Annotated in this window: 8 protein-coding genes and 2 tRNA genes; 6 read left to right on the top strand and 4 right to left on the bottom strand. The window is 50.8% G+C overall.

Annotated features, from left to right (window positions below):
* Nucleotides 1–5 precede the first annotated feature (5 nt).
* Both recD and DES54_RS05350 read left to right on the top strand, forming a co-directional pair.
* A complete protein-coding gene (gene recD, locus DES54_RS05355) occupies nt 6–1,868 on the top strand; it encodes an exodeoxyribonuclease V subunit alpha (RefSeq protein ID WP_113865601.1) in 1,863 nt (620 codons plus the stop codon).
* Nucleotides 1,869–2,183: 315 nt separating this feature from the next.
* On the top strand, nt 2,184–2,624 hold the full coding sequence (locus DES54_RS05350; protein ID WP_169050469.1) for a VirK family protein: 441 nt from the start codon (nt 2,184–2,186) through the stop codon (nt 2,622–2,624).
* A gap of 71 nt (nt 2,625–2,695) precedes the next feature.
* Here the strand turns inward: DES54_RS05350 and DES54_RS05345 are convergent, their stop codons facing one another.
* Nucleotides 2,696–3,718 carry a LacI family DNA-binding transcriptional regulator gene (locus DES54_RS05345; RefSeq protein WP_113865564.1) on the bottom strand — a complete coding sequence of 341 codons (1,023 nt, stop codon included), beginning with the start codon at nt 3,716–3,718 and terminating at the stop codon, nt 2,696–2,698.
* Nucleotides 3,719–4,076: 358 nt separating this feature from the next.
* Here DES54_RS05345 and DES54_RS05340 point away from each other — a divergent pair, with 358 nt between their 5' ends.
* Both DES54_RS05340 and DES54_RS05335 read left to right on the top strand, forming a co-directional pair.
* Complete coding sequence (locus DES54_RS05340; RefSeq protein WP_113865563.1) at nt 4,077–5,273, top strand: L-talarate/galactarate dehydratase; 1,197 nt, start codon at nt 4,077–4,079, stop codon at nt 5,271–5,273.
* Between the two features lie 99 nt (nt 5,274–5,372).
* Nucleotides 5,373–6,686, top strand: a complete 1,314-nt coding sequence (locus DES54_RS05335) for an MFS transporter (RefSeq protein ID WP_113865562.1) — start codon at nt 5,373–5,375, stop codon at nt 6,684–6,686.
* Nucleotides 6,687–6,815: 129 nt separating this feature from the next.
* Here the strand turns inward: DES54_RS05335 and argA are convergent, their stop codons facing one another.
* Complete coding sequence (argA, locus tag DES54_RS05330) at nt 6,816–8,141, bottom strand: amino-acid N-acetyltransferase (protein WP_113865561.1); 1,326 nt, start codon at nt 8,139–8,141, stop codon at nt 6,816–6,818.
* Nucleotides 8,142–8,356: 215 nt separating this feature from the next.
* On the opposite strand from argA, the gene amiC reads away from it, so the two are divergent.
* Nucleotides 8,357–9,598, top strand: a complete 1,242-nt coding sequence (amiC, locus tag DES54_RS05325; protein WP_113865560.1) for an N-acetylmuramoyl-L-alanine amidase AmiC — start codon at nt 8,357–8,359, stop codon at nt 9,596–9,598.
* Nucleotides 9,599–9,717: 119 nt separating this feature from the next.
* On the opposite strand, the gene DES54_RS05320 is transcribed toward amiC, so the two are convergent.
* Nucleotides 9,718–9,794 (bottom strand) — tRNA-Met (locus DES54_RS05320).
* A gap of 46 nt (nt 9,795–9,840) precedes the next feature.
* Nucleotides 9,841–9,917 (bottom strand) — tRNA-Met (locus DES54_RS05315).
* Nucleotides 9,918–10,195: 278 nt separating this feature from the next.
* Between DES54_RS05315 and mltA the strand changes: the two genes are divergently transcribed.
* Nucleotides 10,196–11,332 (top strand): murein transglycosylase A, encoded by a 1,137-nt coding sequence (mltA, locus tag DES54_RS05310; RefSeq protein WP_113865600.1) that lies wholly within the window; start codon nt 10,196–10,198, stop codon nt 11,330–11,332.
* Nucleotides 11,333–11,415 lie beyond the last annotated feature (83 nt).

The raw sequence follows: 11,415 nt of genomic DNA, 5'->3' as shown, positions 1-11,415 counted from the left end.
CCACCATGATTGACTTGCTCGACACGGCATTACAGCGGCGGTTGCTGCGGCCATTGGATATGCAGTTCGCCAGAATGTTGGCGGATGACGCACATCCTCATTTATTGCTGGCCGCAGCCTGTCTGAGCGCTCAGTCGGGCGCGGGCAACGTTTGCCTGCCGTTAGAGAGGTTGCATACGCAATGGTTATTCGACGGGCGCGACCATCAACTGGCTCATGAGATAGGGGAATTGGCGGGACAACCGGATGTTGCGGGCTGGCGGCGGTATTTACTTGCGTCGGAGGCGGTCAGCGACGGAAGCCGGCCAACGCCGTTGGTATTGCAACAGGACAGGCTGTATCTACAGCGTAGCTGGCAATATGAAGGACGCGTCGCGCATTTTATTGCCGGCAAGGGGCAGGATTTGCCTCATGATGAATCGCAGATCCGCACCGTGCTCGATAGCCTGTTTCCCACGCCAGACCGTGATATTGACTGGCAGAAAATTGCTGCTGCGGTGGCGTTGACCCGACGTGTCGCTATTATTTCCGGCGGGCCGGGAACCGGAAAAACCACGACTGTCGCCAAATTGCTGGCGGCGCTGATTCAGTTGAATAATCGCGGCGACGCGTTACGGATTCAGTTGGCGGCGCCGACGGGGAAAGCGGCGGCCCGGTTGACCGAATCATTAGGAACGGCATTGAACACGCTTGCACTGAGCAAGGCGCACCGTGATGCTTTTCCCCAGGAAGCGGCAACTTTGCACCGTTTATTGGGCGCGGTGCCGGATAGCCAGCGTTTACGTCATCATCCGGGCAATCCGCTGCATCTGGACGTGCTGGTGGTGGATGAAGCTTCCATGGTTGACCTGCCGATGATGGCTAACCTGATTGCCGCTCTGCCCGAACAGGCCAGGCTTATCCTGTTGGGTGATCGCGACCAGCTTGCTTCGGTGGAGGCGGGGGCGGTACTGGGCGATATCTGTCGTTTTGCCGAATCAGGATATAGCCGCGACAGGGTACAGCAGCTACAACGGCTGACGGGCTGCCCATTGGCGGAAACAGGCGCGGAAAGTCCGGTTACTGTTGCGGACAGCATCTGTCTGTTGCGCAGAAGCTATCGTTTTGACCAGCACTCAGGGATCGGCCAGTTGGCGCTGGCGGTGAATAACGGCGACGATCAAGGGGTGCGTGCGGTACTGAACGGCGATTTTACTGATATCGCCTGTTACCCGCTGGCGGAAACGGAGGATTATCAGCGTATTCTCACCGCAGGCGTTGAGGGATATCGTGACTATTTACAGCGTATTGCGGCGGGCGAAAGCCCTGACGCGGTATTGCTGGCGTTTCAGCGTTATCGTCAGTTATGCGCGCTGCGAGAAGGACCGTTTGGCGTGGCGGGGTTGAATCAGCGGCTTGAACAGGCACTGCAAAAAGCCGGGTTGATAAGTCGGAATCGCAATCCGCTCAACCGTTGGTACATTGGGCGTCCGGTGATGATCGAACGTAATGACGCGGTGCTGGGGTTGTTTAATGGCGATATCGGTATCGCGCTGATGAGTGAAAAAGGCGAATTGTGCGTTTATTTCCAACTACCTGACGGCAAACTGAAAGCGGTGGCGCCCAGCCGTTTACCTCCCCATGAAACCGCCTATGCCATGACGGTGCATAAATCACAGGGATCGGAATTTGAGCATACGGCGCTGGTGTTGCCGAATCACTATTTGCCGGTATTAACGCGCGAACTGGTTTATACCGCCATTACCCGCGCTCGTCAGCGTCTGTCTTTGTATGCGGATATGAAAATACTGTGTCGGGCGGTAAAAACGCCATCCCAACGGCACAGTGGGCTGGTGGAACGGATTACCGGATTAATGCGGGGTGAATAAGCCGCATCGCGTTTAAATATATCGGGAAATATTTCTTCATAAAATATTTCAGATATAAGTCATATAACTTAAATAATGACTATCCCCGTCATCTTTCAATTCTTCTCTTTATTGAGTAGCAAAATCATGATTTTTATTAATATTATATTTCTTTAAATTATATAATATAAGATAACGTTTTTTGTGTTTTTTAATTAATAACACTTGTTTTTTGATCGGGATAATGGAATATTTTCGGGGTTTGTATTTATTGGGATATTATCATAAGGGAGTAATAAAATGTTTTTTTCCAAATCGTCTTTTAAAGGAAACCGGATGTCCTCGTTTTTTACCGTGAAGAAGTTTATTTTTACCGCGCTTTTATTCAGCCTTTCTCAGTACAGTTATGCCGATTCGCTTGATACGCTGTCTGATATTAAGAGTGTGCTCAATAAGGGCGAACGAATCAATATGACGGTCGATTTAACACAGTGCGCCAACCCCGAAACCGGCGCCACGGGGACGATGAAAGGAGGACTGGTTATTAATTCCTATCTGATCAGACCGGACGGTTCTCTGGCTTTTTCGGATACCCGCCAGACGGTGAGTAATGAAAGCAAACCAGTGGCGCAAATTCTGCGTTACAAGTCTAAGGATGAATATACGATAACCTTCTCAATGCGGTTATTTTCTCTTCCAGACTGGCAACCTGTCGGCAATAGCGTGCAATATGATTGCCTGATTAATAAAGGCATCATATTTTATTCCCATGATTGATATTGCCCTGTACACGCCACGCTTTGCCGTGGCGTTTTCGTTCATCGTAACATCATTATGTTTTAAAACTATCAGGCCGATTCCCGCTCAATCAGTGAAAATCCAATATCGACGATGGGGTCGCTCACGGGTTTGCCTTCAATTTTGTCCGCCAGCATAATGGCCGCATCTGTGCCGATTTTCCAGCGGTCGATTCTGATCGTGGTGATCGACGGCTTATTATGGGCGGCAAAATTCAGATCGCCAAACCCGATCACCGCCAGTTTGTCCGGCACGTTCAACGCTCTTGTCTCTGCTTCCATGATGGCGCCCTGAGCGAGGGTATCAGAACTGCAAATGATGGCATCGAACGGGTTATCTTTCGCCAGCAGCGCGCTGAGTCCCTGGCGGCCCAGCGCCAGCGTCGCTGGCAAAGGCAACGTAATTTCCCGAACCTGGCAATCAGGTTTTTTCTGTATAATCTCATAAACTCCTTTTTTCCTCTGTCCCGCTCTTCTGTCTTCTGTCCAAAGCAACCCGAATCGTGAATAGCCTTTATTTAACAGGTAGCGACCAATCGCATTGCCAATTTTTTCATGAGAAAACCCGACCAGCATGTCAAGCGGTGTTGGCGTTAAATCCCAGATTTCAACAACGGGAAGATTGGCATTAAGAATGATTTTCTTAAGTTCAGGGGAATGATGAATACCGGTGAGAACAATACCATCCGGGCGACGAGAGAGGATCGTCGTAACGATATCGGCTTCGGATTCATGCGAATAACCAGCAACGCACAACAGCATGTGATAACCGCGCGTGGCCAGTTCGTCGCTGATGGCCTGAACCGTGTCAACAAACATACTGTTATTGATTTGTGGAACGATAACCGCGATGAGTTTGCTGCGTTTCGACGCCAACCCGCCGGCCAACATGTTGGGAATGTAACCCGTCACACGCACCGCCTCCATGACGCGAGACACGGTTCCCGCACGAACGATTTTGGGATTGTTCAATGCCCGGCTGACGGTCATCGGAGAAAGCCCCGCGGCACGGGCCACATCTTCCAGCGTGGGGGGGCGGTTCGGGTTATTGACGGCGTGTTTATCACTCTTCACTCGATATTCCCCAATATGTTCCTGGCTTCCTGTCTGTCAGATTATCGTTGAAGTAGGGTATTTTCCAGCCAAGATTGATGAATGGCGATAATGCAAGTCAGCACGCGCGCTTCCGACAGGGCGCACTTATTTCCCCTATGTGACTTTAGCGTGGCTTTTGTGCGTTTGCATAATATGATTGCGTTATCATTATTGTTTTTCATGAAAGCTATTCTCGTGGTTTTTATATGGATTTTACTGATAAAATTCATTTGTTGATTAATTTGTGATCTGTTTTGCATCCTTTTGTTCTTTTTATGTTCATTTGTGGCGTTTGGATTAAATATGTTAGCGCAATCATTTTTAAAGGAGAAAACACATGACTCTTAGCGCTAATTCAGATGCCGTAAGCTACGCGAAAGCGACTAATGCCAAAACTGCCGCCGATACCGGCGATCGGATCGAGTGGGTAAAAATGTCATTGGCTTTTTTGCCGTTGGCGGCGCCCGTCAGTGATGCCAAGGTTCTGACCGGACGACAAAAGCCGCTTACCGAAGTCGCTATCATTTTTGCTGAAATCAGCACCAGAGATGGGTTTGAAGGCGTCGGCTTCAGCTATTCGAAACGCGCAGGCGGGCAGGGCATTTATGCCCACGCCAAAGAAATCGCCGATAACCTGATCGGCGAGGACCCTAACGATATAGACAAAATTTACACCAAGCTGCTGTGGGCCGGCGCGTCTGTCGGTCGCAGCGGCATGGCGGTACAGGCGATTTCTTCCATCGATATCGCGTTGTGGGATATGAAAGCCAAACGCGCCGGGTTGCCGCTGGCGAAGCTGTTGGGATCGCATCGTGATTCCGTGCAGTGCTATAACACTTCCGGCGGGTTCCTGCATACGCCACTGGAACAGGTTTTAAAAAATGTGGTGATTTCGCGTGAAAGCGGCATTGGCGGGATCAAACTGAAAGTAGGGCAACCCAATACGGCGGAAGATATCCGGCGTCTTACCGCTTTGCGCGAGACGTTGGGCGATGATTTCCCGTTGATGGTGGATGCGAATCAGCAATGGGATCGCGAAACCGCCATTCGTATGGGACGGAAAATGGAAGCATTCAACCTTATCTGGATTGAGGAGCCGCTCGATGCTTACGATGTCGAAGGCCACGCGGCGCTGGCCGCCGCCCTCGACACACCGATCGCCACCGGTGAGATGCTGACCAGTTTCCGTGAACATGAGCAGTTGATCCTCGGTAACGCCAGCGATTTTGTTCAGCCTGACGCGCCGCGAGTCGGCGGGATCTCGCCCTTCCTGAAAATCATGGATCTGGCAGCCAAGCATGGTCGCAAGCTTGCGCCACATTTCGCGATGGAGGTGCATTTGCATCTGGCGGCGGCTTATCCGATTGAGCCCTGGCTTGAACATTTCGAATGGTTAAACCCACTATTTAATGAGCAGCTTGAGTTACGTGATGGCCGCATGTGGGTTTCCGATCGTCTGGGGCTTGGCTTTACCCTGAGCGAGCAGGCAAGAAAATGGACGGAAGTGACCTGCGAGTTCGGTAAACATCCCTGATGTGTCCCGTGACTGATATTTTCTCTATCAGTCACGGTAATTAACTGTACCTCTACTTATCCAATTAAATGCAACCCTCGTTGACAGGAGTTGTCTGCCATGAATACATTAAAAAAACGCACGAATGTAAGATATACAATATTAATTTTTCTTTTTTTAGCCACGGTTTTTAATTATGCGGACCGTGCGACGCTTTCCGTTGTCGCACCTTTTATGAGTAAGGAATTAGGCTTCGATCCGGAGGCTATGGGACTGGCGTTTTCAGCCTTTGGTATTTCCTACGTGATTATGCAAATTCCCGGTGGATTATTACTTGATAAATTTGGCTCGCGGTTAGTATATGGTTTTGCTTTGATTGCCTGGTCTGTTGTGACGATGTTCCAGGGGACGATTTATCTATTTACTTCCCCTCTCGTGGTGCTGGTTATTTTGCGTTTGCTCATGGGCGCGATAGAGGCGCCCGCATTTCCGGCCAACAGCCGTCTCAGCGTTCAATGGTTCCCGAATAAAGAAAGAGGGTTCGTCACTTCGGTTTATCAGGCCGCCCAATATATTTCTCTGGGCGTGGTAACGCCTTTAATGACGGTTATTTTATATCATTTAAGCTGGCACTATGTTTTTTATTATATTGGCGCTATTGGCGTCGTTCTGGGGCTATTTTGGTTTATCTACGTACAGGAACCATTTAAACATAAAAAAATCAATCAGGAGGAGCTTGACTACATTCGTTCCGGCGGCGGGGAGCCCAGTCTCGGCGTTAATATAAAGAAAGAGAAAATCACTTTTTCACAAATTAAAACCGTCTGTGTTAACCGCATGATGATTGGCGTTTATATTGGTCAATTTTGCGTTACCTCCATCACCTGGTTTTTTCTTACCTGGTTCCCCACTTATTTATATCAGGCCAAAGGGATGTCAATATTGAAAGTCGGTTTGGTCGCATCCATCCCCGCGATTGCCGGTTTCATCGGTGGGATCATCGGCGGCGTATTTTCTGACTATTTGCTGCAACGCGGCTATAGCCTGACGATATCTCGCAAACTGCCGATTATCTGCGGCATGTTGCTGTCATGTACCATTATTGCCGCGAATTACACCTGTTCAGAAGTCGTCGTTATAGCCGCGATGAGTCTGGCGTTTTTTGCCAAAGGGTTCGGTAATCTGGGGTGGTGTGTCTTAAGCGATACCTCGCCCAAAGAAGTGTTGGGCATCGCGGGCGGCGTTTTTAATATGTGCGGCAATATGGCCAGCATCATTACGCCGCTGATTATTGGCTTTATTTTATCTTCCACCCAATCGTTTGATTACGCCATTTTGTATGTAGGTTCGATGGGGGGAATTGGGCTTATCGCTTACTTGTTTATTGTCGGGCCGTTGGAGCGGATCACCATCGCGTCGGCGCCAGCCCAATAATCAGGGATTCGTGTCGCTGTGACACATTGCTGTTGCGTAGATTTGAACTCCTCCGAGGCAGCAATTTTTTATTCTTGTCGATGACAATGGTGCGTAACGCCAGCACCATTGTCATTCGTCCGGTGAGTTTCACAGATCCAGCACCAGAATTTTTGAGCGGCGATGATAGTTGTACAGTTCCTGTTTTCTTTTCGGCAGCATTTCCACTTCCGCAGGTAAAAAACCACGCTCCTGAAACCAGTGGATGCTGTGGGTGGTCAACACAAACAGTTTGCTCAACCCCTGTTGACGCGCTTGCGCGGCAATTCTTTGCAACAACATGTCGCCGCGTGAGGAACTACGATAGTCCGGGTGAACCGCGACGCAGGCCATTTCGCCAATACTCTCTTCCGGGAACGGGTAGAGCGCGGCGCAGGCGATAGTCAGGTTATCACGCACCACCACAGTGAACTTATCGATTTCCATTTCCAACTGTTCACGCGAACGTCTGACCAGAATACCCTGCTGCTCTAGCGGACGAATCAGTTCCAGAATCCCGCCGATATCGTTAATCGTTGCCCGGCGCACCTGCTCGGCGCTTTCCATCACGATCTGCGTGCCGATGCCGTCGCGGGAGAACAGTTCTTGCAGTAGAGCGCCATCTTCCTGATAGCTGATCAGATGGCTGCGGCGGACCCCGCTACGGCAGGCTTTAACCGCACCACGCAGGAATCTGACCGTACCGGAATGGTAATCGCCTTCCGCTTCCATCGCTTCGATATGCCGTTGGGCATCGTCTGGAAACAATTCGGAGATTATATTGCCTTTGTCGTTGATCACGCCCTGTGAGGAACAGAAGCCGATCATCTTCTCGGCTTTCAACTTGATCGCCAACTGGGTGGCGACTTCTTCCGACATCAGGTTGAAGCTTTCGCCGGTAACGGAAACCGCGACCGGCCCCAGCAGAACAATCGCCCCGCTATCCAACTGGCGGTGCAGCGCTTCTTGATCAATGCGGCGGATGCGTCCGCTATGGCAATAATCCACGCCGTCATCAACGCCAAGCGGTTGAGCGATAATAAAGTTACCGCTGACGACATTGATATGCGCACCCTGCAACGGCGTATTATTCAGACTCATGGACAGCCGGGCGGTAATGTCCAACTGCAACATACCGGCGGCCTGTTTGACCAGTTCCAGTGTAACGCTGTCCGTGATACGGGTATTTTTGTGATAGCGGAGCTCGTAGTGATGGGTTGTCAGGTTGGCATCAATCTGCGGGCGAGCGCCGTAAACCACGACCAGCTTGATGCCCAGACTATGCAGTAGCCCGATATCGTTGACGATGTTGGCGAAGTTTTCATGTTCGATGGCTTCTCCACCCAGCATGATGACAAACGTTTTGCCGCGGTGGGCATTGATATAAGGGACTGAATGGCGGAAGCCTTGAACCAGTTCTGTACTACGTTCCTTCACTGCGAGCCCTCTTTGAATTTTTATTCGTAATTTTTGTATTTTTATTCTTTGTGAGGCAAAAGGCAAGGGGTAAGACAAGCCCTTTCTTCGCCTCATTCAAGGCGCCAACAGGATTTTTGCATGACAGCGCAGGGGAGATTGGTTAAAGTTTTTGATAATTTTCATATTCCTGCTTTCAGCTTTTGGCAAGAGCACAGTAATCAGACCGGGGTTGCATGTCTCATTTGAATCACAATCTGACTCGGCGACGCCTGTTACAAAGCGCAGCGGCAACCTGGCTGTTAAGTGTGAGCGGCGTTGGGCTGGCTGCGGCAGCACAGATGATTGCCGTGCGTGTCTGGCCTTCTTCTTCTTATACCCGCGTCACGCTGGAATCAAATCTTGCGCTGAAATATAAGCAGTTTATGCTCAGTAATCCGAACCGCATTGTGGTGGATATTGAAAATATTCATCTCAATAGCGTGTTAAAGAACATTCCGAGTCAGTTTCAACAAAATGATCCGTTAATCAAAGCGGCGCGTATTGGTCAGTTTGATAAAGATGCGGTGCGGCTGGTGCTGGAACTGAAACAAAGCGCCAGCCCCAAGCTGTTTACGTTGGCGCCGGTGGCGGAGTTCAAACATCGTCTGGTAGTGGATCTCTACCCGGATGTCGGTAAGTATGATAACGAAGAAGATCCGCTGCTGGCGTTGCTGGAAGACTACAACAAGGGTGACCTTGAGCGTACCTTGCCGGCGGAAGCGCCGCAGCAAGGGAAGGCGGGACGCGATCGTCCGTTGGTTATTATGCTCGATCCCGGCCACGGCGGTGAAGATCCCGGTGCGATTGGTAAAAACAAGACGCGGGAGAAGGATATCGTTCTGCAAATCGCCCGCCGTCTGCGCACATTGATCGATCGCGAATCCAATATGAAAGCCTATATGACCCGCAATGAAGATGTGTTTATTCCCTTGCGCGTGCGAGTGGCGAAAGCGCGTAAGCAGCGGGCCGATCTGTTTATCTCTATTCATGCGGATGCGTTTACCAATCGCGCGGCCAGAGGTTCATCGGTTTTCGCGCTTTCCAAGAAAGGCGCAACCAGCACCGCCGCCAGTTTTCTGGCGCAAACCCAGAATGAATCGGATTTAATCGGCGGGGTCAGCATGAGCGGCGATCGCTACCTCGACCATACTATGTTTGATCTGGTGCAGACGGTCACCATCAACGACAGCCTGAAATTCGGCAAAGAAATCCTGACCCGGTTGGGCAAAGTGAACCGTCTACATAAAAACCGTGTCGATCAGGCGGGTTTTGCGGTATTGAAAGCGCCGGACATTCCCTCCGTTCTGGTGGAAACCGCCTTTATCAGCAATCTTGAAGAAGAGCGCAAGCTGCGCACCGGTCATTTTCAACAGCAGATCGCGGAATCCATTCTTGCCGGAATCAAAGCCTATTTCGCCAGCCGGTCGGGGCTATAAGCGTGGGCGGGTAGCAAGCGCAGGATAAGGCGCGGGTTTTGAGGAATGAGGTAGTGGGGCGAGGTGCGCCAGAAAGCAAAAAAACACCCGGCAGGGTGTTTAATAACTTGATAATCAATTGGTTGCGGGGGCCGGATTTGAACCGACGACCTTCGGGTTATGAGCCCGACGAGCTACCGGGCTGCTCCACCCCGCGTCCGTCTTGATATCTTTTTTTCTGATGGTTAGCACACATCGGTAATTGGTTGCGGGGGCCGGATTTGAACCGACGACCTTCGGGTTATGAGCCCGACGAGCTACCAGGCTGCTCCACCCCGCGTCCGTGGATGCGCACTATACTCCCCACTCGCTTCTATGCAACCTATTTCTGTAAAAAGTATGGGATTGCCGGTGCGGATGCTGAATTTACCGCCGGATAGTCTATTTTTTAAACGCGGCGTGCCGGGTTTTATGACCGGATAGCCGTAAATGGCGTATTGCGGGCGCACCTTTAAAAATCGCGGGGGCGATTTTTGGGTAGGCGCATTTCTTTATCTATAGCCGTTTGTTATCGTTCGGCAGTGGATCTACATGATGTCAAAAGAGAGCGCGACGAAGATGAAAGGAAGTTGGGGAAAATATGTGCTGACCGGCCTGGTGATTGCGATTCTGGCGGGTTGTCAGTCCAGACCGACCGATCGCGGACAGCAATATAAAGACGGGCGTCTTAATCAGCCTCTGGAACTGGTGAATGAACCTAACGCCAAGGGAAAACCGGTCAATGCGCGCGATTTTATCACGCAGGTTGCGGAAATCAGAAACGCTTCTCCAAACCTCTATGCCAGCAACACCAACACCTTTCAGGCGATCGAAAACTGGATGATGTCTGGCGCCGATACACGCGAGTTGAGCAAATTCGGTTTAAGCGCCTGGCAGATGGAAGGTGTGGATAACTTCGGCAACGTTCAGTTCACGGGTTATTACACGCCAGTGCTGCAAGCGCGTTATACCCGTCAGGGCGAGTTCCGCTATCCGCTGTATGCCATGCCGTCACGCGGCAAGAAGAATCGTCGCCTGCCGGATCGCGCCGCGATTTATGCCGGCGCATTGGACGAGCGTCTGGTGCTGGCCTGGAGCAATTCGCTGGTGGATAATTTCATGATGGAAGTGCAAGGCAGCGCCTATATTGATTTCGGGGATGGACGCCCGCTGACGTTCTTTGGTTATGCCGGTAAAAATGGACATGCCTATCGCAGCATAGGAAAGGTGCTGATCGATCGTGGCGAAGTGGCGCGTGAGGATATGTCCATGCAGGCTATCCGCAAGTGGGCGGCGGAACATAGCGAATATGAAGTTCGAGAACTGCTGGAACAAAATCCGTCCTTTGTGTTCTTCAAACCCATGATGTCCTCGCCTGTTAAAGGCGCCAGCGCGGTGCCGCTGGTGGCGAAAGCCTCTGTCGCTTCCGACCGCTCGCTGATCCCGCCGGGAACCAGCATACTGGCGGAAGTGCCGTTGCTGGATAATCAAGGCAAGTTTACCGGTAAGTATGAAATGCGGCTGATGATTGCGCTGGATGTCGGCGGGGCGATTAAAGGCCAACACTTCGATATCTATCAGGGGATTGGTCAGGATGCCGGGCATGCGGCTGGTTTCTATAATCACTATGGCCGGGTATGGGTGCTGAAAAATAATCAGCGCGACGGGACGCTCTTTAACTCAGGTTCGTTATTGGTCAATAATCCGCAAAATTAATTTTACCTTCCTGATATCCCAGCTAGCGCTGGGATAAATGTTATCTCCGATTTATTATCCATCCTGCTAATTATTTATCCTGA

Source organism: Brenneria salicis ATCC 15712 = DSM 30166 (assembly GCF_003315515.1).
Lineage (GTDB): Bacteria > Pseudomonadota > Gammaproteobacteria > Enterobacterales > Enterobacteriaceae > Brenneria > Brenneria salicis.
The sequence above is the reverse complement of the archived record's forward strand: the minus strand, read 5'-3'. Positions and strand labels throughout refer to the sequence as shown.